Raw genomic sequence first — 20,311 nt, 5'->3', positions numbered from 1 at the left:
TTGATCATTAATATAGAGGAGAAAACCGATGGATTTTTTAAGTACACTGGACACAATAGTTGGAAAAATCGGGGCTTTTGCCTGGGGACCACCAATGTTGATCCTTTTGGTTGGTACAGGTTTCTGGCTGACTTTTGCCTTGCGCGGTCTTCAGTTTAGAAAACTTGGCTACGCACTCTATCTGGCCTTAGTTAAACGCAAGGAAGAAACCGATGAACCGGGAGACATTTCCCATTTTCAGGCTTTGATGACCGCACTCTCGGCAACTGTCGGTACCGGTAATATTGCCGGTGTTGCAACGGCGATTGCGGTGGGCGGCCCAGGCGCCTTGTTCTGGATGTGGATTACTGGTCTTGTTGGTATGGCTACCAAATATGCTGAGGCTGTTCTTGCGGTCAAGTACAGGGTTGTTGATGAGAAGGGGGAGATGTGCGGTGGCCCGATGTATTATATTTCACAAGGGTTAAAAATGCCCTGGCTCGGTACTGTTTTTGCCGTATTTGCCTCTTTCGCCGCTTTTGGCATTGGCAATATGGTCCAGTCAAATTCTGTGGCCGATGCAGTGGAAGCAACCTACAGTATTCCGCATATGTACAGCGGCATATTTCTGATGATCTGCACCGCAGCCGTCATTCTTGGCGGTATCAAAAGTATCGGCCGGGTCACCGGTGTCCTAGTTCCGGTCATGATTGTTTTTTATATGGCTGGCGCGGGATATATCATTCTTACCAACATAAGCGAAGTTCCTGCGGCTTTAATTTTCATCGTCAAACAGGCGTTCAATCCCACCGCAGCCGTTGGCGGGTTTGCCGGGGCGAGCATTATGCTGGCCATCAGGATGGGTGTTGCCCGCGGGGTGTTTTCAAACGAGTCCGGTCTTGGCAGTGCCCCTATTGCAGCGGCAGCTGCCCAGACCAAGAGCCCGATAACCCAGGCACTGGTATCCATGACCCAGACCTTTATCGATACTATCATCGTCTGTACCATGACCGGGCTGGTGCTTATAATAAGCGGCCTCTGGTCAAACGGTAAGACGGGAGCGGAATTGACCACTATGGCTTTTGCCGCCGGTATGCCGGGCGGAGACCATGTTGTAACTATTGGTATTATTCTTTTTGCCTACTCGACCATTCTCGGCTGGTGCTATTATGGCGAAAAATCGATAGAATATCTTTTTGGAGTCAAAGCGGTGCTGCCATACCGCATTGTTTTTATCTGTTTTGTAGGACTTGGTGCAGTCGCCAAACTGAGCTTAGTCTGGAATATCTCTGATACCCTCAATGGGCTGATGGCTATTCCTAACCTTATTGGACTGCTGTTTTTGACTCCGGTGGTTGTGTCTGAAACAAAGAAGTATTTCTCTAAATAAGACGAATTCCAGGTTTTGTAGATTCTTTGCCTGGATATAAAAAAAGACAAAAAGCTTTTTTCCGAATCAGTTCGGGAAAAAGCTTTTTGTCTTTCGTTTTGCAGCTGTCGTGTTAATAGCCTTTATTCATCAACCGGGATATTTGTCGGCAATATAATCTTTCAGATATTTATTCTCTACATGTGTCTCCTTCAACTGCGATTTCACAACATCACCGATGGAGACGATGCCTTTGAGCTCCTTTCCTTCAATAATCGGCACGTGACGAATCCTGTTTTCCGTCATGATATTGGACAAATAATCGATAGAATCGTCCGGGGTACCGACGATAAGATCTGTGGTCATTATTTTTTCGACGGTGAGCGTTTTAATTTCGTCGAGATGGTTAATGACCGCCATGAGGACATCACGGGCGCCGATGATGCCAAGGATCCTGCCGTCTTTGTCAACAACGAGGAGAGAGCCGATCCGGTTGGCGGAAAAAATCGACATGGCGTCGATGACTGAACTATCCTTTGCAACGGTGACGACTCGACTACCTTTGGTTGCCAGAATTTCTTTTGCTTTCATATCGTAGACTCCACGTTTAGTGACTTAGAAAAAGGTTTCTTGTGTTCTTTGCAAGGAACCTTTTTCGTGAAAGAACTTATCCCGCAAAGGTTTTTGGCGGGGCTAGTGACTTAGAAATAACTTTCCCAGATCAGTCAGCAACAGGGTGGGTATTGCTGCATTGAGTTCCGTACCTGGTATGCCCCCTAAGTTTGTTGTGTCGCTATATAATTATAGGATACAGGCCAATGGCAAACACACAGACCACCAATACAAAAGTTCCGGCAGTTGCAAGAGGTGATCCCGCTATCTCAAAACTGTCCTCAGCTTCATAAAAGTACATATTAATCACGAGGCGCAAATAGTACCACATGGACAGGATGCTGCTGATCACCCCTAGAACGGCAAGGGCTGTCTGCCCGGCCGAAATTGCACTGGTAATGATATAGAATTTGCCCATAAAACCGGCAGTGGGTGGAATACCTGCCATGGAAAGCAGAAATACTGTGATTGCGGCAGCCGAATATGGGCGGACTTGAGCAAGGCCTTTAAAGTCGTCAAAAGTACCTCTTTTTTCATCTTTGCCACCCAGATAAGAAAGTGCGGCAAAGATACCAAGTGTTCCAACGGCATAGGCTGCAAGATAATAACCGATGACACTGCCGGTAAAGTGATCGGTGCTGATGGCTACCAGGGCAATAAGCAGATACCCAGAATGAACTATACCGGATGCCGCCAGCATTCGTTTCAAGCTGCTCTGCCCTATAGCGACAAGGTTGCCGCCAAACATGGTAAGAACAGAGACCCAGAAAAGGAAGGTTATCCAGCTGCTGTGCATGCCAGCACTAAGGGCCAGGAAGTTGGCAAAAACTACAAAAACTGCTGTTTTGAGTGCGGTGGCCATAAATCCAGTCACTGGGGTAGATGCACCATCGTATACATCGATAACCCATGCGTGGAATGGAAAGGCTGCCACTTTAAAGAGTAAGGCGGCGAAGATAAAAAAAGAACCGGCAATTAAAAATGGATGCGCTGCGGGGGTAGCACTGATCATTGTGGCGATGCCGGCAAACTTAGTTGTTCCGGTTCCGCCATAGATGAGTGCTGTACCCATGGTGAAAAAGGCGCCGGCAAAGGCTCCAAGCATCAGATATTTGAGGATTGCCTCTGTTGCGGTAACATTAGCCCGATCATAGCCAACCAGGATATAGATGGAAAGCGACATGATCTCAAGAGCGATAAATGCCGAGATGAGTTCCTGCGACATGGTCAGAAGCAGCATGCCACAGGCGGCAAACATCATCATACAATAGAATTCGAGGGTACAGAAAAGATTGACCTTGAAGTAGCTATGGGCACTCATGGCGGTGAAAAAGCCGCAGCCGAGAATGATGAGACCGCCGACCATAGTAAAATTACTGGTTACCAGCATCCCATTGAAAATTTTGGCAAACACCACTGTCTCAGGGCCACAGCCGACCAGCAGCTGAACGAAAAACGCCGCAGCGAAGAACGCCATACTGATAAATGATGCAATCTCGACCTGGACCTTCTCAAAAGCAGAGAGAAGCATCAGCAGGATGGCGCCGCCAACGATGATGAGAAGAGGGAGGATGGACAAAAAATCATGCATAGTGGGTACCCTGCCTTAATTCTTATGGTTGTTGTGTCCAGGTTTCGGGACTGTTGTTTCGGCAACTTGACTCTGAGTCATGGCAAATACTTTGGCAATCTGCAGCTGAGCAGCCGGTTCGATTTTTTTGATAAATGTCTGGGGAAAAATACCCATGCCGATAATAAGGAGAATAACGGGCAGAAAAGTGAGTATTTCCCTTACGTTGAGGTCTGGAAATGCCGCCGTGCGGTCATTTTCTTTTTCAAAGAAAACCCGTTGGAACATCCATAGCATGTAGCAGACGCCAATGATAAGCGAGGTGCCGGCCAGAAATCCGATGAAACCGCTGAATTTAATGGCGCCAAGGATAATGAGAAATTCACCAATGAATCCACTGGTACCGGGTAAGCCGACGGATGCAAGCATGGCGATCGCAAAAAAGGTGGCAAAGATCGGCGCCCGATATGCAATCCCGCCAAGATCACCAATTTCCCTGGTACCCATTCTTTCCTCCATCAGGCCGACAAAAAGAAAGAGCACCCCGGTACTGGTAGCGTGGGCGGCGATCTGAAAAAGGCTACCGGTTAACGCCTGGGTATTCATACAAAAAACGCCAACGGCGATGATTCCCATGTGCGAGGCGGATGAAAATGCCAGCATTCTCTTCATGTCCTTCTGGGCAATTGCGGCGAGTCCGCAGTACATCATGCCTACCACACCAGCCAGGGAGAGCAGAACGGCGAACCGGACAAATTCAACTTCAAAAACCGGGATGACGAAACGAATAACTCCGTAGACGCCAATTTTGGCCATGATTGCCGACAGCACAAAAGTTGTCGCCGTGGGTGCTTCGGTATACGCATCGGGTAACCAGGTATGGAACGGGAAGAGGGGGATCTTGATGGCAAAAGCGACCATGAACATGAGAAATGCTAATATTGCAAAACCGCCGCCGAGATCAAGCGCCCCGAGTTGAACTATATCAAAGGTCCATTTACCGAATTGATTATGGTAAGAAACGCCTACATACACTAAAGCAGCTAACATCAACAGCGAACCCGCAATAGTGTAGATAGTAATCTTCAAGGTGGCGGGCAGTCGTTTTGGACCGCCATAAATTCCAATCATAAAGAAAATCGGCAGCAGCATGATCTCCCAGAAAATATAAAAGAGCACCAGATCAGTCGCGCAGATGGCACCTATCATGGCTCCCTGGGCAATGAGCAGATTCGCGTAGTACCCTTTACTCTGAGTGGTGAAGATGGCGAACACCATGGGGAACAGTACTGCACCGGTCATGAGTACCAAAAGACTGATTCCGTCTACGCCAAGGCCATAACTGATGCCGAGAGATTCGATCCATGGTCGATTCTCCAGGTATTCCATGCCACCTGTTCCGGTAAAGCCGAGGAACAGTTCGATACCCATGAGGAGAACAACCAGCGAAACGATCAATCCGGTGATTCGAGATGCCCCCCTGCTAATGGGCATAAGGAGCATTGCCAATCCGCCGAGGATGGGCAGAAAGATCATGACTGAAAGGGCATATTCAAACATTCTTACACCTTACCTAGTTGATCGTTTGAGAGAGGAAGAGACTCATAAGGCTCAATCCTATAATCATATAGAGTGCATAAATCCGCACATAGCCAACCTGCAGGGCCTTGAACGCCGTCCCCGCTTTCTGGTACAGCCAACTGGAAAGCTTGACACCGCTGTCGGTAACCTTTGGTTCGAGGAACCTGCTGATTATCGAGCCAAATCCTTTATAGGGCTGGACAAAGACGGCGTTGTAAATCTCATCGACATAAAACTTGTAGTAGCCAATTTTGGCAAAACCAGTAAACACAGGCTCTTCAGCACCCTGGCCGAATTTTTTATAGGCAATGTAAACTCCGCAGGCGACAACACCAATACTGGCAAGCATGGCCATTATTTCCAGCCAGATGCTTGCATGTCCATGATGTTCGACAAGACTTGGTTCGAGCCACTGCGAGACGTTCAGCGAACCGCCGAAGATTGCCGGCAGATTGAGCACCCCGGCAAAAGCCGCACCAACCGCGAGGATGACTAAGGGGATAGTCATTACCGCCGGCGGCTCATGGGCATGATCAAAGGCTTCCTTGTCACGAGGTGCACCATGAAAAACCAGAAATATCATCCGGAAGGTGTAATAGGCGGTCATTCCGGCAACCAATACACCGATAAACCAAATTCCGGTATGTCCGGTGGCCAGTGCAGAGAAAAGGATCTCGTCCTTACTGAAAAATCCGGAAAACGGCGGGACGCCGGAGAGGGCCAAAGCACCGATCAGCATGGTCCAGTAGGTTCTGGGCAGTTTATCTTTTAAGCCACCCATTTTCCAAATATCCTGCTGGTGATGCAGGGCATAGATGACGGAACCGGCACCGAGAAAGAGCAGGGCCTTAAAAAAAGCATGGGTGAAGACATGAAAGATACCGGCCGAATACGCCGTCACCCCGACTGCGGCAAACATATAGCCCAGCTGACTCACCGTCGAGTAAGCGAGAATTTTCTTGATGTCTTTTTGAAACATGCCAAAAATTGCCGCCAGCAGCGCGGTCAGGATACCCACCCAGGCTACCACCGAACCGGCGATTGGGAAATGAGCGTAGATAAAGCTGAAACGGGCGACCATGTAGACACCGGCAGTAACCATCGTTGCTGCATGGATGAGCGCGGATACCGGGGTGGGACCAGCCATGGCGTCGGGCAGCCACACATAGAGAGGAATCTGCGCCGATTTGCCGGTTGCACCAACAAAAAGCAGCAGGCAGACCGTAATGCCAATTGCCGGGGTAAGGTTATGGGCATTCGCTCTGAGTGAGAGATAATCAAAGCCGCTGGCCCCGATTGCCCAGAATAAAACCGACATGCCGAGGACAAAACCAAGATCGCCGATGCGATTGACGATAAATGCCTTGTTGCCGGCCAGCACATTGTTGGTATCTTCGCTGAAATAGCTGATCAACAGATAGGAGCAGAGACCGACACCTTCCCAGCCGACAAACATGACGACAGGACCGCTGCCTAAAACAAGAATCAGCATCGCGCCCAAAAACAGATTCATGTAACAGAAAAACTTGCCGTAATTTTTATCTTCGGCCATGTAGCCAACTGAATAGATATGAATCAGCGAGCCGATCAAGGTGACAAAAAGCAACATTAAAGCGCTCAGAGGATCGGCCAGAAAGCCCATGTTGATGTGCAGATCACCTACTGCAAACCAGGTATAGGCGTTGTGCACGAGAAAGCGTTCCTCAGGCGGAAGTCCTTTTAAATGGAAGAAGACGACCAGAGCCAGGAAAAAGGACAACAGCGGTCCGACGCAGGCAAGAGCGCCATACAATTTTTCCGGCAACGGGTTCGTCGTACAGGTAAACATGTACAACAATCCGATAACCAGCGCGCCAGTAAGCGGCAGCAGGGGGATCAGTCCGAGATATGCAGCAGTATGTTCCATGAAATCACCCTTTTAACAGGCTGAATACGTTCGTATCCAGGTTACCCTTGTGCTTATGAAGCAGTATGACTACTGCGAGAGCCAGCGCAGCCTCGGCTGCAGCAACCGCCATGACGAGCAAGGCCAGAACCTGTCCGTCCATACTCAGATGCAGACGTGAAAAGGTAATGAAGGCCAGATTAGCCGCGTTGAGCATGAGTTCTATGGACATGAACACCGTAAAAACGTTTCGTCTCGATATAACCCCGAGTATTCCCAGGCAAAAGAGAATGATGCTGAGAATGAGATAATGCTGAATCATTTACCGACCCTCCTCTTTCCTGCAAGCACGACTGCACCAATAAGAGACACAAGCAGCAGAATGGAAACAATTTCAAAAGGCAATAACCAGTCCTGGAAGAGAACCAGTCCAACCTCTTTCACCCCGCCGAATCCTTTGCCGACGATCGTGGCCTCACTGCCGGGCAGACTTTTCACGACCTTAATGAGAAAGGAGGCGATCGGAAGAAGAAGGACAACGCCGCCGGCGAGGAAATACAATTTCCCCTTTTCCTCAGGCAGATCACTGGTCTGAATATTCAGAAACATGATGATGAAGAGGATCAGGGACATGATTGCCCCGGCATAGACGATCAGCTGCAGGACAAAAATCAGTTTGGCGGATAAGAGTGCATACAGTCCAGCCAGTGAGATCATTGTCACTATCAGACTCATTGCCCCGCTCATCGGGTGGCGAAACAGCACCAGACCAACGGCCCCCAGAACAGACAGCACTGAAAACACGTAAAATAACCACTCTGCAAACATGATATCAAGCGCCCCCTTTCTTATATTCTTCTTCGGAAAAGGCACCGGGAGTTGTTAACAATTCCTCGAGCCCAAGAACGAATGATTCTTTCTTGTTACCGGTAACGGAGAAAATTCCGGTATCCATGCGGATTGCGTCCACCGGACAGGCTTCAACACAATACCCGCAATAAATGCACTCAAGCAGGTCTATGTTAAATTTTACGGGCATTTTCTCCGCCTTGCCGTCCAGCCTTTCCCCAGCCTCAATCATGATACAGTTTGCCGGACAGTTGGTCTGGCACATGAAACAGGCGACACACTTTACCGTGTTGTCCGGGTGTGTCGTCAGGCGATGCCGACCACGCCAGCGGACCGGAATCTCCGGCTGAACCTCGGGATAATGCCGGACATAGAGCCTGCGGTTATCGGCAAGATTTCGCCACAGATGACCAAAGGTGGTGGCCATGCCCTTGAAGATCTCAATCAGGTAAAGCCTTTCAATAAGACTCGAACCTTTTCTTTCTATTGTTTTGACAGTTGCACCCATATCATCCTCCTCTAGCTCAACGCCACGACAACCGCGCTTGTAATGAAGATGTTCAGAAGTGCCAGTGGTAGGAGCATCTGCCATCCAAGTTTTTGTAGCTGGTCATATCGAAAACGGGGCAAGGTCCAACGCACCCAGATGAAGACAAAAATCATCATGGTCACTTTCAGCAGCAAAGTGCAGATCTGCAGGAGCGCCACGAAAATGGACGCTGCCGCACCACCGGATGGACTGAACAGGATGGCAAGCAGAACCAGCTCCAGGATGACGATCAGACCCCAGAAACATTTTATATAGACGTTCGCCTCGAACACGCGGGGATCATTTTCCCGCGGATAATGACTTACATTGCTTCTTCTTATCCAGCCGGCAAAAAAGTACATTACCACCGGCAGCGCGATCATCAGCAGAAATGCTACCGGTTTCGCCCAGTTCAGCAAGGTAGCTGTGGAAAGAAACGGAATCTGATAGCCGCCAAAAAACAGGGTGACGATGATTGAGCTTGAGGCAAACATGGCCACATATTCACCCATAAAAAAGATGGCAAATTTCATGGCACTGTATTCGACGTGAAAGCCGGCTACGATCTCGCTTTCGCCCTCGGCCAGATCAAATGGTGTCCTGTTACACTCGGCAAAGGCGGCAATGATAAAAATAACCATGCCAACAGGCTGAAGAACCGCGCCCCACATGGGGATGAATCCAAAGAGGAGTTTTCCCTGGAACTGCGCCATTTCGTTGAGGCTGACGGTCCCGTAGACGATAAGGAGGCTGACAATCGCCAGTCCCATGGGGATCTCGTAGCTGATAACCTGTGCCGCTGAACGCAGACTGCCGAGGATGCCGTATTTATTGGATGACGACCAGCCGGCAAGGATGATTCCGTACACGGAAAAACCGGCCAGGGCAATAAACCAGAGGATCCCCAGATCAACGGGAATGCCCTGCATCATATAGCTTTTGCCATTCAGGACCAGGGTGTCGGCATAGGGGACGACCGCAAATGAGACAACTGCGGTAAAAAAGACTATAACCGGGGCCAGAACAAAGAAAAATTTATGTTTGATGTGCTGCGATATAATATCTTCTTTAAACGCAAGTTTCAGACCATCGGCGAGATTCTGAACCAGGCCGGCGGCCCTGAAACCAAAAATACCGGCGCGGTTCGGACCGGAGCGGTCCTGGAAATACCCGGCGCCTCTTCGTTCCATCCACACGCAGACAGCGACGAAACAGAGCGGAACAAAGGCGCTGAAGGCAACGCGTATGGCAATCATTAAATAATCAAGCGGTGACATTGGCAGCCTCACTTTTCTTTAAGTTCAATCCCTCCGCCGGGATCTGGTCGACTCCAAACTCTTTGAGAGCGCTGATACATTTTTGTAATACGGAGTATCGCTCGTTGTCGTTCTGCAGAGGACTGCCGAGCCGGGCAGCGATGGTGCAGATATCGGCGAGATCCTCGTTCTTGGTAATCGCCTTGGCAAAGTGCTGCAGAATGTTATCGCAGTTGATAAGCGTGCCCGCGTATTCACTGAACGACGCAACCGGAATTGCCATATCGGCCATGGCTGTGCATTGGTTGGCTGCAGCTGCTACGGCGACTATCTTGGTGTCTTTGAGCAGCTTTGTCAGCTCGTTTTCCTGGTAGGAGAGGGTCAGATCGTTGTTAAAGTTAAGGAGCAGGCTGGCTTCCTGTACCGCCTTTTCAAACCCTTCTTTCGAACTATCGATGCCAAGAAGGTTAAGGCCGGCCCGGTTGGCCGATTTGTCATCCTGGATGAGATAATCGTCACCATCGCCTGTTTTTATGTACCCTTCACTGTAGCCGGACAGAGCTGCGCCAATTTTCTCAGCCAAGGCCTGTACCGTAACCATCTGTTCCAGTGAACAGTTCGGCGAAAGCAGGATGGCGATTTTCGCGGCCTGTTCCATCTCTTTGCTGCAGGCGGCAAGGACATCATCTATCGGTCGAACTTTCGTGCCAAGCCTCGCTTCGGTCAGCCGTCCTTCGTTTTCCTTTTTGTAGCTTAACCGTCCTTCATCGCACATGAAATAGCCATTGACCTGCTCATTGAGCCGTGGTCGAAACCGGTAGATGATATCGTCTTTATATTTTTCCCGGTTGTGATCAATGGTGATGTTGCAGCCTTTAGAGCAGCCGTGGCAGATTCCCGGAGCTTTTTTCAAAAACCAGACCCGTTGTTTAAAACGGAAATCCTTGCTGGTCATCGCGCCGACCGGACACAGGTCGACGACGTTGATGGCATAGCGATTGGCAAGCGGCCTGCCCGGGAAAATATTGACCCGCGCATCATCGGTCCTGTTAATGATGCCAAGTTCTCCGGTCTTGGTAATCTGGCGGCAGAATCTGACACATCTGCCGCAGACGACGCAACGCTCCTGATCGTGAACCACCCCGGCACCAAAATCCATCTTCTTGCCTTTGACCACCTGGGGAACGTTCATCCGGCTCTTTGCGTGATCGTAGGACATATAATAGTCCTGCAGCTTGCATTCGCCGGCCTGGTCGCAGACGGGGCAATCGGTGGGATGGTTGATCAATTCAAACTCCATCACATCGTGCTGGATCTTTTTGATATGTTCCGCATCGAGTAACACCTTCATACCTTCCTGGGCAGGCGTTTTGCACGCCGGTACCAGAGGAGGTCTGCCGTCTTCAATACCGACCAGACACATGCGGCAGTTGCCATCGGCACCGAGTGCCGGGTGGTAACATAGGTGAGGTATTTCGATGCCGACAGCACCGACCGCGTCGATCAGATTTTTGCCTGCTTCGACCTCGACCTCGACTCCGTTTACAAAAAGTTTAATCTTGTCAGCCATGGGGTGCCTTATTCCTATTTCGCTTCTGCTGCTAAAGAATCGTTTGTTGCCACATATGCCTCAAATTCGTGCCTGAACTTATCCAGATAACTGCGCACCGGCATGGTGCAGGCAGCAGATAAAACACACACAGTCTTCATTTCAATATTGTCGCACAGCTCGCGGAGCAGGTTGACGTCATCGATTGTGCCGTCACTGGCAAGTATTTTCTTGACAATCTTCAACATCCAGCCAAGTCCTTCGCGGCAGGGAGTGCATTGTCCGCACGATTCGTGGTGATAAAAGTCGATCAGGTTTTTAACCAGCTTAACCATATCGACGGTTTCATCTAAGACGACTATTCCGCCGGAGCCGAACATGGTTTTATGCGCGGCCATGGATTCGTAATCTAGGGTGACCGTCTTGGCTTCCTCGGGCAGCAGCACCGGAGTGGAACTTCCGCCGGGGATGACTCCCTTGAGTTTTCTGCCTTTCCAGACACCTCCTGCCATTTTGTCAATGACTTCAAGAAGCGGCAAGCCAAGCGGCAGTTCATACATGCCGGGTTTTTCCACGTGACCGGAAATGCCGAAAAGGTGTGTGCCCGGGCTTTTTTCAGTGCCGTGCACCTTGTACGCATCCGCACCATTTTTGAGGATAAACGGCAGTGATGCTATCGTCTGCACATTGTTGATGATTGTCGGGCATCCATACAAACCGGCCACAGCAGGAAATGGCGGCTTGCTGCGCGGTTGCCCTTTTTTCCCTTCAATCGACTCAAGCAGTGCCGTTTCTTCACCGCACACATAGGCTCCGGCCCCACGGTGCACCGTGACGTCCAGTTTAAAATCATGACCGGCGACTTTGGCACCGAGATAACCGGCTGCGTAGGCTTCATCAATCGCTGCCTGGAGCGCCTTCACCTGGGTAGTATATTCACCCCGGATGTAGATATATGCATCATGGCAACCGATGGCGTAGCTGCAGATGATGATACCCTCGATCATCATGTGCGGGTCTTTGACCAGGATATATCGATCCTTGAATGTTGCCGGCTCCGACTCGTCAGAGTTGACTGTCAGGTAGACGGGTTTACCGGTATTCTTGGGCAAAAAGGACCACTTTACCCCCGCCGGAAAACCTGCCCCGCCTCTTCCCCTGAGACCGCTGTTTTTCACCAGATCAGTGACATCTTCCGGTTTCATCGAAAAGAGTTTATCAAGGGTGGAATACGCGCCGTGTTTTTTGGCAACCTTAATTTTATGGGCGTCTTTCGTGTCGAAGTTGGCACTGAGAATTTTGACTTCCATGTTTCTTCCGCCTCCTTATTTCAGTGTGGCCAGCAGCGATTTCAGCTTATCCACATCCATGTTCTCGTGGAATTCGCCATTGACCTGAACAACCGGGGCGGAACCGCAGTGACCAAGGCATTCAACCTCTTCCAGGCTGAACTTGCCATCGTCACTTATCTGGCCGGGTTGTATACCAATTTCATTTTTGAGGTAGTCGACAATCTCCTGTTTGCCGCGGAGCCAGCAGGAAAGGGTGCGACAGACGCAGATATGATTCTTGCCCATCGGATGCAGGTTATACATGGTGTAGAACGTTGCCGCTTCATACACCTTGCTGGCAAAGGTCCCGATGCGATCTGCCGCATACGCCATTGCCTCCTGACTTATCCAGCCTTCCTGCTCCTGTATCAGCCACAGAGCAGGAAGAATCATCGATTCTCGGGTCGGATATCGTTTGATAAGCCTCTCGAATTCAGCATCCCTTTCCTTGTCGAACTGGAATGGCTTTCCTGTCGAAATCAGTTGTGAACGATCGCTCATCTGTCCAGCTCCCCACCGATTATATTGATACAGCTCAGGTTGATGACAGCGTCAGCTATCATATTACCTTCAACCATTTTATGAAAACCACCCATGATATAGAAACACGGTGGTCGCACCTTTAATTTGTAGGGCTTGCCTGACCCGTCCGAGACAAAATGAAAACCGAGTTCCCCGTTTGCTGCCTCAAAAGAGTCGTACCATTCGCCTGGCGGAGTCTTCACACCCTCGAAGATCAGTTTGAAGTGGTTGGCCAATCCTTCAATGTTGTTGTAGACCTGCTGCTTTGGCGGCAGGCACACCTGAGATTCATCGACGTTGACCGGGCCGGCCGGGATATGTTTCATGGCCTGGCGGATGATGCGAATAGACTGGGCCATCTCATAAAAACGGATCATGAATCGGTCGTAGATATCGCCGTTGGTGCCGACCGGAACTTCGAAGTCAAAAGATTCGTAGTTATAATAGGGTGCATCCTTGCGTAAATCGAAAGGCACGCCGCTGGCGCGAAGAACAGGTCCGGTAAAGCCGTAATTGAGGGCGGTTTCCGCGGAAACAATACAGACCCCTTGCGTCCGGTCGTGGACGATGCGGTTGGTATCAACCAGTTTCAGCGCATCGCCTATTCCTTTCTCGATGCCGCGAAGCTGCAGTTCCAGATCCGTCTCCCAGCCATCGTAAAAATCACGATACATGCCGCCGATTCGGGTAAAAGAACTGGTCAGTCGTGCACCGGTAAGACGGGAAATCAGGTCGTAGGCGGCCTCTTTTTCGTTATAGAGATACCAGTAGTTGGTCAAGCCTCCCATGTCGACCAGCGCGGCTGCCAGGCAGACGAGATGATCCAGCACCCGATAAAACTCGGTGAGTACGACCCGCATGAACTGGGCCCGCTCGGTGATTGTCACACCCAGCCACGATTCAACCGCCTTGGCGTAGGCGATGTTATTGATCATCGAGGAACAGTAGTTGAGCCGGTCTGTGAGGGGGATAATCTGGTTATAGGTTCTGTTTTCGGCTGTTTTTTCAAAACCGCGATGGAGATAACCAATCTCATTGACGTTGGCAAGAATGGTCTCGCCGTCCAGTGCGGTAAGAATTCTGATTGCCCCATGGGTTGCCGGATGAGAAGGACCAATATTGAGGAACATGACCTCGGTATTGATGTCCATCATTGTCGCTTTATCGACACCTCTGTGGGCCAGTCTGGCGCGAATCTCTTTTTCCAGGCTGTCAGACTGTAAACATACCTGGCCCTTTTCGATGGGATAGTCCTTACGAAGCGGATGTCCCTCGAATTGCCAGTGATTGAGTATTCTGCGCAGGTCTGGATGGCCCTGGAAGTGGATGCCGTATTGATCGTACACCTCCCGTTCGCCAAATTTCGCCGCACCCCAAAGATGAGTGGCAGTGGGAATCCCTGCCGTTGGATCTTTGACGGGGGTTCGTACCTGAACCAGGATATTCTTCTCCCAGTTGCGCAGGGTATAAATGACATAGAACCTGGCATTCTGGGGTTGTGGATACTGGAGATAGTCGACTGCGGTGACATCTACCATTAAACCACAGTTAAAATCAGGTTCGTTTTTTAACCGGGAAAGAGTGTTTTCCAGGTTTTCTGGCTGTACATCGATAACCACTGAATCCAGAACAACTTTGCAGGTCGCGTCCGGAAACGCGGCTCGGATTTTTTCTAAAGCCGTCGCATTCATATCAGTCGAGAATCCCTTTAAAGTCTTTATGGCGATCTTTTCGTACACTTTCGCCTTTGATCTGGTCCTGGATCGCAATCAGGGCATCCAGCACAGCTTCCGGCCGAGGAGGGCAACCCGAGATAAATACATCCACGGGTATTATGTTATCAATTCCCTGAACGGTGCAGTAATTGTCGTATATCCCACCGGAACTTGCGCAGGCGCCCATGGCAACGACCCATTTCGGATCAGGCATCTGTTCATAGATGCGTTTTAAGATAGGTGCCTGCTTGTAACTGATGGTGCCGCAGACCAATAAAAGATCCGCCTGGCGCGGAGAGAAGCGAACAACTTCAGCGCCAAAACGGGAGATATCATGTTGGCTCGCCGCTGCACTCATAAACTCAATAGCGCAACAAGCGGTGCCGAAAATGAATGGCCACAGTGAATATTGCCGACCCCAGTTGATGCACTCATCCAGTTTTGTGGTGATGACTGTGTCGCCGAGGCTTGCTTCGAGTCCTAACGCCAATTGAGCACCCCTTTCTTTAGAATGTAGATGAGTCCCGTGAGAAGCAGCAGCATGAAGACGACCATCTCGGTAAATCCGAACCAGCCAAGTTCACGGACACTGACAGCCCATGGATACATGAACACTGCTTCAATGTCGAATATCAAAAAAAGAATAGCGAGAAGGTAAAATTTGACGCTGAATTTCTGGTCAACTGTACCGATGATAGGACCTATACCACTCTCGTAGGCCTCATTTTTTATTTTCCCCTTGGAGCGCGGTCCCAAAACCGTGGTTGCGACCATGATGAGGGGAACAAGAGCGGCAAGACCTATCAGTGCCACTGTCGAGAAAACCAGTTCCGTTGACATTGTTTTTTCCTCTCACTGCTTTTTTCCATACCATGTGGCCGATTAACAGCACACACCGAAACAAAATGAATTATGAATAACCATTCATTAACAGGACCCTCTATTCCCTGTCAAGAAATTATTTCTTTATAGCAAACAAGTACTTAAAGTTTTCTCTGGTGGTTTGTTATGCTGTTTTGTCGTTGATCGTAATGTGCATGTTGTGCTTGCATGTTGGCGCTTCTGGTCTTTTTGGGCGGCTCGCCGGGGTGAAGCGGGTGATCAAGGGGATTGTCATGAAAATGTAAAAATAACATATATATTAATGTGATAGACTACTATTGCTTTGGTAGAAACAAAAAAACCAACATCGTTCGGTATAAACGAGCACGAAAAGCGCACAGCACGCACAAGGTTGATCCTGTCTTGGAAAGGATGTTTTTCTTGGTCTGACAAGGAAAAAGATCCTGAAAACGGATTTTAAGAAAATGCTTTAATAGCGAAAATTCAAAGGGATGGCTGACGGGAGTTTGTTATTCAAAACAGTAAAAAAAATGTTCAGAGTTGATTATGCTCGGGTGGTGCGCTGTGCCGGTTTTGCAGTGAGAACACAACTATGGGCGAAAGGGGCAAGATTGGCAGGGCATGAGATGGCTCCGGCGATCCTGTCGATAGGGATTGTGACAGGATCGCCGGCAAAAAGAGATCAGTTGGCAGACGGGCGAAGGCCAGTTACCATCCGAGAGTCAGGTATTCGTGCATCGAATTGGCGGCATCACGGCCAGCGCCCATCGCCAGAATGACCGTTGCCGCGCCGGTGACGATGTCACCTCCGGCCCAGACTGCTTTCTTCGTGGTTTTGCCGGTTTTGGGATCGGCCACGATATTACCCCATTTATTTAACTGCATATCGGGTGTCTCGCTGGTCAGCAGCGGGTTGGCTCCGGAGCCGACGGCAACGATGCACAGGTCGCAGGCTATTTCAAATTCGGAGCCTTTGATGGCGACCGGCCGACGTCTGCCGGAGGCATCGGGCTCACCAAGCTCCATGCGCAAACACTCCATACCGGTAAGTCTACCGTCTTTGTCGCCGAGATACTTGGTTGGATTGGTCAGCAGGAAGAGTTCGATACCTTCTTCCTCCGCATGGTGGATCTCAGCTTTACGGGCAGGCATCTCTTCCCGGGAACGACGGTAGACAATTTTGACACTTTCCGCACCAAGACGCATGGCCGTACGGGCCGAGTCCATGGCCACGTTCCCGGCACCCAGGACCACTACGTTTTTGCCGATGGGGATGGGCGTGTCAACTTTTGGATACAGATAAGCTTTCATGAGATTGGCCCGGGTAAGATACTCATTGGCCGAAAGAATCCCGACCAGGTTTTCACCGGGGATATTCATGAATCGTGGCAGACCGGCACCGACTCCGACATAGATGGCGTCGTAACCTTCTTCGAGCAATTCGTCGAGTGAGACCGTTCTGCCGACAACGGCATTGCACTGTACATTAACCCCCAGTCGTGCCAGGAAATTAACCTCCTGGGCAACAATGGCTTTTGGCAGACGAAACTCAGGGATGCCGTATACCAGAACGCCACCCGGCTTATGGAAGGCTTCGAAGATAGTCACGTCATGACCTTTGGTGATGAGGTCGCCGGCCACCGTCAATCCCGATGGGCCGGAACCGACTACGGCCACTTTTTTGCCGGTCGGGGCGGCTTTCGGCGGCAGCTCGCCGGTGCCGTGTTCCCGCTCATAGTCAGCGCAGAAGCGCTCGAGATTGCCAATAGCCACGGGCTCGCCTTTTTTGCCGACAATACATTTCCCTTCACACTGTATTTCCTGCGGACAGACCCGGCCGCACACTGCCGGCAAGGCGTTTTTGGTCCAGAGGTTGCGGATGGCACCAGTCATATCGCCGTGGGCAATAAGATCGATAAATCCCGGGATGTCAACCCCGACCGGGCAACCGCTGACGCAGCCGGGTTTTTTGCACTGCAGACAACGGGCGGCCTCTTCCTGGGCCATTTTCATGGTGTAGCCGGTAGGTACTTCAAGGAAATTTCGCGCACGGACCTTGGGGTCCTGTTCAGGCATGGGTTGTCGTGTATTGGTCACTTTTTTATCTGCTGTTTCAGCCATAATGTCCTCCGTAGAAAATCGTAAGCCACGAAAAATAAATTCACCAAATGATTAACCTCGAATCGGAAAACGGGGAGCCTGGTTATTTGGCATCCCGGATAGTGCAGTAATCCTGAAGGCACTTTTTCTCGTCTTCCTGGTAGGCTCTGAGTCTTAAGATTAACTCATCGTAATCTACTTTATGGCCGTCGAATTCAGGGCCGTCGACGCAGGCAAATTTTGTTTCACCGCCAATGGAAACCCTGCAGCCACCGCACATACCGGTACCGTCAACCATTATCGGGTTGAGGCTGACGATAGTCTCGACATTAAATTCTTTGGTAAGATTGCTGACTGCTTTCATCATGGGAACAGGGCCGATAGCGACGACCAGCTTGATATCTCCTGCTTGAAGGGCCTCTTTGAGGACATCGGTAACAAAGCCGTGATGGCCGTAGGAGCCGTCATCGGTACAAACGCGAAGATCATTGGAGGCAGCTTTCATCTGTTCTTCCATCATCAGCAGTCCTTTGTTGCGTGCGCCGATGATGCAGAGGACGTCGTTGCCGACTTGTTTGAGGCCGCGGGTGATCGGGTGCAGTACGGCAACACCGGTACCGCCGCCGACACAGGCAACCTTGCCGACTTTTTCCAGATGGGTCGCTTTGCCGAGAGGACCAATGACATCCTGATAGGAATCGCCTACCTTGAGATCTCTGAAGAGGGCGGTTGATTTCCCCACAACCATGTAGATAATGGTGATGGTGCCTTTTACCGGGTCGGTGTCCGCCATGGTAAGGGGGATTCTCTCGCCTTCCTCGTTTGCTTTAAGGATGACGAACTGGCCAGGCTTTGCCTTTTTGGCTATTAACGGGGCGTCGATTTCATTGAGAATCACAGTCCCTTCAGCCATTTCTTCGCGTTTCACAATCTTAAACATTTTTCCCTCCAAGTGTAAAAAACATTGAATCCTACAGACAGAAAATATTTCGATTTTAGGCGATTTTTCCAGGGATAAGTAATCATAAAGTCGTTATTAAATCAACCTCTATTGTTGTGCCGGCAGTGTCATGGAGCAGGTAACTGTCAATCGGCGACGGATCTGTTCTGTATTTGGCCTTCATGTGTAACTGGTACCATTTAAAGACCAGATCCGCCCATCTTCGGCACGGGTAAACGATAACGGTTTTCTGCGTATACGGGACTGGCTCGTTTTCCTGTGAACGGGGCGGCAGTTGAAATTGCGACGCCATTGCCCCGCGCATCTTGTTGCCTTGGTTGGGTGAAAAACGCTATCAATCAGTTATTTTAGAGTGAAAAATAAACTTTTTTATTTTTATTTTATGGCAGTAAGGGTATAAGGAAAAACAGGCTGACTTTTGTATGGTACAAAAAAAGTCATAATTGCATTTTGTGTCAAAGGAGTATGTCATGGCAGAAGGAACAGTGAAGTGGTTCAATAACTCTAAAGGTTTTGGTTTTATTGAGCAAGATGGGGGAAAGGACGTTTTTGTTCATCATTCGGCGATCAAGATGGAAGGCTTCAAGTCTCTTGAGGAAGGAGAGCGGGTGAAATTTGATATTGTGGACGGAGCAAAAGGCCCCGCTGCGGAGAATGTAGTCAAGATCTGACACGTTCTTCCCATAGTCCAAGCCTCATTGGGATTGGACTTTGATTGCTACAGCGTCATGGGAACTTTCCAAGGTTCTCTGGCGCTGTTTTTTTTATGGGTGGCCGATTTTTGCAGATGCAACTGAAGAAACGGTTGGCGGAGAGTCTTTCGGCAAGAGAGTTAAAAGCCCTGGTAGGCGCCTATGATGTGGTGGGCGATATTGCCATTGTCATCATTCCGGAGGCGCTGACCGCCAAAGAACAGACTATTGCCACAGCGATCCTGGCCAGTAACCGCAAGATCAAAGTTGTCGCCAAAAGAGCCGGTTATTACGGCGGCGAATTCAGAACTCTGCCGCTGCAGATTCTTGCCGGCGAAAAACGAAAAGAGACCGAGGTGAAAGAATTCGGCGTCCGGCTGGTGGTCAATCCGGAGACCGTCTATTATTCGGTCAGAAGCGGCAATGAAAGAAGGAGAATTGCCTCTCTGGTCGCGCCAGGGGAGTCGGTTCTGGTCCTTTTTTCCGGAATTGCCCCTTTTCCATTGGTCATTGCCAGGCACAGTCAAGCCGGAACCATCATCGGCATAGAAAAAAATCCTCAGGCCCACGCCTATGCGGTCACAAACCTGAGCCGCAACAAATACCACAAGAACATAGAGCTTTATCTCGGCGATGTGCGGGATGTGGTGCCGACTCTGCCGGCAATGTTTGACCGGGTGATCATGCCCCTGCCCACCAGGGGTGCAGAATTTTTATCATGCGCATTGCAGGCATTGAAGGCAAACGGTGTTTTGCATTTCTATGATATGCAGCGAACCGCATTGTATGACCAGTCGCTTGCGAAAATCAGCGATGCATCCGCCGCCTGCGGTCGGACGGTCCTCTCGTCAACCATCACCCGCTGCGGGCATTGTGCGCCAAATATCTACCGGATCTGTATAGATAGCCGAATTTCGTGAAATAATGATTACATTGCTTCAATGGATGGCTGTTGAGTTTTGTCGAAC

19 protein-coding genes are annotated in these 20,311 nt (G+C 50.0%); 3 read left to right on the top strand and 16 right to left on the bottom strand.

Annotated features, from left to right (window positions below; genetic code table 11):
• Positions 1-28 precede the first annotated feature (28 nt).
• Entirely contained in the window at positions 29-1,369 is a 1,341-nt protein-coding gene (locus FCL47_RS10485; protein WP_136813453.1) for a sodium:alanine symporter family protein, read from the top strand.
• 129 nt (positions 1,370-1,498) lie between these two features.
• On the opposite strand, the gene FCL47_RS10480 is transcribed toward FCL47_RS10485, so the two are convergent.
• The 16 genes from FCL47_RS10480 to FCL47_RS10405 all read right to left on the bottom strand — a co-directional run bounded on the left by FCL47_RS10480 (position 1,499) and on the right by FCL47_RS10405 (position 18,630).
• On the bottom strand, positions 1,499-1,939 hold the full coding sequence (locus tag FCL47_RS10480; RefSeq protein ID WP_136813452.1) for a CBS domain-containing protein: 441 nt from the start codon (positions 1,937-1,939) through the stop codon (positions 1,499-1,501).
• 202 nt (positions 1,940-2,141) lie between these two features.
• Entirely contained in the window at positions 2,142-3,551 is a 1,410-nt protein-coding gene (locus tag FCL47_RS10475; RefSeq protein WP_136813451.1) for an NADH-quinone oxidoreductase subunit N, read from the bottom strand.
• Positions 3,552-3,566: 15 nt separating this feature from the next.
• A complete protein-coding gene (locus FCL47_RS10470) occupies positions 3,567-5,090 on the bottom strand; it encodes a NuoM family protein (protein ID WP_136813450.1) in 1,524 nt (507 codons plus the stop codon).
• A gap of 13 nt (positions 5,091-5,103) precedes the next feature.
• Entirely contained in the window at positions 5,104-7,017 is a 1,914-nt protein-coding gene (nuoL, locus tag FCL47_RS10465; RefSeq protein ID WP_136813449.1) for an NADH-quinone oxidoreductase subunit L, read from the bottom strand.
• Between the two features lie 4 nt (positions 7,018-7,021).
• Complete coding sequence (nuoK, locus tag FCL47_RS10460) at positions 7,022-7,318, bottom strand: NADH-quinone oxidoreductase subunit NuoK (protein WP_136813448.1); 297 nt, start codon at positions 7,316-7,318, stop codon at positions 7,022-7,024.
• The gene (locus tag FCL47_RS10455) at positions 7,315-7,824 is read right to left on the bottom strand and encodes an NADH-quinone oxidoreductase subunit J (RefSeq protein WP_240744205.1); all 510 of its coding nucleotides are present in this window, start codon (positions 7,822-7,824) and stop codon (positions 7,315-7,317) included. The genes nuoK and FCL47_RS10455 overlap by 4 nt, the downstream gene beginning before the upstream one ends.
• 4 nt (positions 7,825-7,828) lie before the next feature.
• Entirely contained in the window at positions 7,829-8,353 is a 525-nt protein-coding gene (locus FCL47_RS10450) for an NADH-quinone oxidoreductase subunit I (RefSeq protein ID WP_136813447.1), read from the bottom strand.
• A gap of 11 nt (positions 8,354-8,364) precedes the next feature.
• Complete coding sequence (locus tag FCL47_RS10445) at positions 8,365-9,651, bottom strand: complex I subunit 1 family protein (protein ID WP_136813446.1); 1,287 nt, start codon at positions 9,649-9,651, stop codon at positions 8,365-8,367.
• On the bottom strand, positions 9,638-11,200 hold the full coding sequence (locus FCL47_RS10440) for a 2Fe-2S iron-sulfur cluster-binding protein (protein ID WP_136813445.1): 1,563 nt from the start codon (positions 11,198-11,200) through the stop codon (positions 9,638-9,640). The genes FCL47_RS10445 and FCL47_RS10440 overlap by 14 nt, the downstream gene beginning before the upstream one ends.
• A 14-nt stretch (positions 11,201-11,214) precedes the next feature.
• Complete coding sequence (gene nuoF / locus FCL47_RS10435) at positions 11,215-12,489, bottom strand: NADH-quinone oxidoreductase subunit NuoF (protein ID WP_136813444.1); 1,275 nt, start codon at positions 12,487-12,489, stop codon at positions 11,215-11,217.
• 15 nt (positions 12,490-12,504) lie between these two features.
• On the bottom strand, positions 12,505-13,011 hold the full coding sequence (gene nuoE / locus FCL47_RS10430; RefSeq protein ID WP_136813443.1) for an NAD(P)H-dependent oxidoreductase subunit E: 507 nt from the start codon (positions 13,009-13,011) through the stop codon (positions 12,505-12,507).
• Positions 13,008-14,723 (bottom strand): NADH-quinone oxidoreductase subunit D, encoded by a 1,716-nt coding sequence (locus FCL47_RS10425; RefSeq protein ID WP_136813442.1) that lies wholly within the window; start codon positions 14,721-14,723, stop codon positions 13,008-13,010. Before FCL47_RS10425 ends, nuoE begins: the two co-directional genes overlap by 4 nt.
• Before the next feature lies 1 nt (position 14,724).
• Positions 14,725-15,237: an NADH-quinone oxidoreductase subunit B gene (locus FCL47_RS10420; protein ID WP_136813441.1), complete on the bottom strand. Its 513-nt coding sequence runs from the start codon at positions 15,235-15,237 to the stop codon at positions 14,725-14,727.
• Entirely contained in the window at positions 15,228-15,587 is a 360-nt protein-coding gene (gene ndhC, locus FCL47_RS10415; RefSeq protein WP_136813440.1) for an NADH-quinone oxidoreductase subunit A, read from the bottom strand. Before ndhC ends, FCL47_RS10420 begins: the two co-directional genes overlap by 10 nt.
• 711 nt (positions 15,588-16,298) lie before the next feature.
• Positions 16,299-17,711: an NADPH-dependent glutamate synthase gene (gene gltA / locus FCL47_RS10410; protein WP_136813439.1), complete on the bottom strand. Its 1,413-nt coding sequence runs from the start codon at positions 17,709-17,711 to the stop codon at positions 16,299-16,301.
• Positions 17,712-17,793: 82 nt separating this feature from the next.
• Positions 17,794-18,630, bottom strand: a complete 837-nt coding sequence (locus tag FCL47_RS10405) for a sulfide/dihydroorotate dehydrogenase-like FAD/NAD-binding protein (RefSeq protein WP_136813438.1) — start codon at positions 18,628-18,630, stop codon at positions 17,794-17,796.
• Positions 18,631-19,121: 491 nt separating this feature from the next.
• Between FCL47_RS10405 and FCL47_RS10400 the strand changes: the two genes are divergently transcribed.
• Positions 19,122-19,322: a cold-shock protein gene (locus FCL47_RS10400; RefSeq protein ID WP_136813437.1), complete on the top strand. Its 201-nt coding sequence runs from the start codon at positions 19,122-19,124 to the stop codon at positions 19,320-19,322.
• Positions 19,323-19,438: 116 nt separating this feature from the next.
• Positions 19,439-20,263: a class I SAM-dependent methyltransferase family protein gene (locus tag FCL47_RS10395; protein ID WP_167496455.1), complete on the top strand. Its 825-nt coding sequence runs from the start codon at positions 19,439-19,441 to the stop codon at positions 20,261-20,263.
• Positions 20,264-20,311: the final 48 nt, after the last annotated feature.

Origin of the sequence: Desulfopila sp. IMCC35006 (assembly GCF_005116645.1) — a bacterium.
Lineage (GTDB): Bacteria > Desulfobacterota > Desulfobulbia > Desulfobulbales > Desulfocapsaceae > Desulforhopalus_A.
This window is presented reverse-complemented; position numbering and strand designations above follow the sequence as displayed.

Excerpts from the sequence above, each read along its gene's own strand:
- FCL47_RS10450 (WP_136813447.1), bottom strand. The coding sequence starts at position 8,353 with ATGGGTGCAACTGTCAAAACAATAGAAAGAAAAGGTTCGAGTCTTATT.
- FCL47_RS10475 (WP_136813451.1), bottom strand. The coding sequence starts at position 3,551 with ATGCATGATTTTTTGTCCATCCTCCCTCTTCTCATCATCGTTGGCGGC.
- FCL47_RS10480 (WP_136813452.1), bottom strand. The coding sequence starts at position 1,939 with ATGAAAGCAAAAGAAATTCTGGCAACCAAAGGTAGTCGAGTCGTCACC.
- nuoL (WP_136813449.1), bottom strand. The coding sequence starts at position 7,017 with ATGGAACATACTGCTGCATATCTCGGACTGATCCCCCTGCTGCCGCTT.
- nuoK (WP_136813448.1), bottom strand. The coding sequence starts at position 7,318 with ATGATTCAGCATTATCTCATTCTCAGCATCATTCTCTTTTGCCTGGGA.
- nuoF (WP_136813444.1), bottom strand. The coding sequence starts at position 12,489 with ATGGAAGTCAAAATTCTCAGTGCCAACTTCGACACGAAAGACGCCCAT.
- FCL47_RS10395 (WP_167496455.1), top strand. The coding sequence starts at position 19,439 with ATGCAACTGAAGAAACGGTTGGCGGAGAGTCTTTCGGCAAGAGAGTTA.
- nuoE (WP_136813443.1), bottom strand. The coding sequence starts at position 13,011 with ATGAGCGATCGTTCACAACTGATTTCGACAGGAAAGCCATTCCAGTTC.
- FCL47_RS10425 (WP_136813442.1), bottom strand. The coding sequence starts at position 14,723 with ATGAATGCGACGGCTTTAGAAAAAATCCGAGCCGCGTTTCCGGACGCG.
- FCL47_RS10470 (WP_136813450.1), bottom strand. The coding sequence starts at position 5,090 with ATGTTTGAATATGCCCTTTCAGTCATGATCTTTCTGCCCATCCTCGGC.
- FCL47_RS10485 (WP_136813453.1), top strand. The coding sequence starts at position 29 with ATGGATTTTTTAAGTACACTGGACACAATAGTTGGAAAAATCGGGGCT.
- FCL47_RS10405 (WP_136813438.1), bottom strand. The coding sequence starts at position 18,630 with ATGTTTAAGATTGTGAAACGCGAAGAAATGGCTGAAGGGACTGTGATT.
- FCL47_RS10440 (WP_136813445.1), bottom strand. The coding sequence starts at position 11,200 with ATGGCTGACAAGATTAAACTTTTTGTAAACGGAGTCGAGGTCGAGGTC.
- FCL47_RS10445 (WP_136813446.1), bottom strand. The coding sequence starts at position 9,651 with ATGTCACCGCTTGATTATTTAATGATTGCCATACGCGTTGCCTTCAGC.
- FCL47_RS10400 (WP_136813437.1), top strand. The coding sequence starts at position 19,122 with ATGGCAGAAGGAACAGTGAAGTGGTTCAATAACTCTAAAGGTTTTGGT.
- FCL47_RS10455 (WP_240744205.1), bottom strand. The coding sequence starts at position 7,824 with ATGTTTGCAGAGTGGTTATTTTACGTGTTTTCAGTGCTGTCTGTTCTG.
- gltA (WP_136813439.1), bottom strand. The coding sequence starts at position 17,711 with ATGGCTGAAACAGCAGATAAAAAAGTGACCAATACACGACAACCCATG.
- ndhC (WP_136813440.1), bottom strand. The coding sequence starts at position 15,587 with ATGTCAACGGAACTGGTTTTCTCGACAGTGGCACTGATAGGTCTTGCC.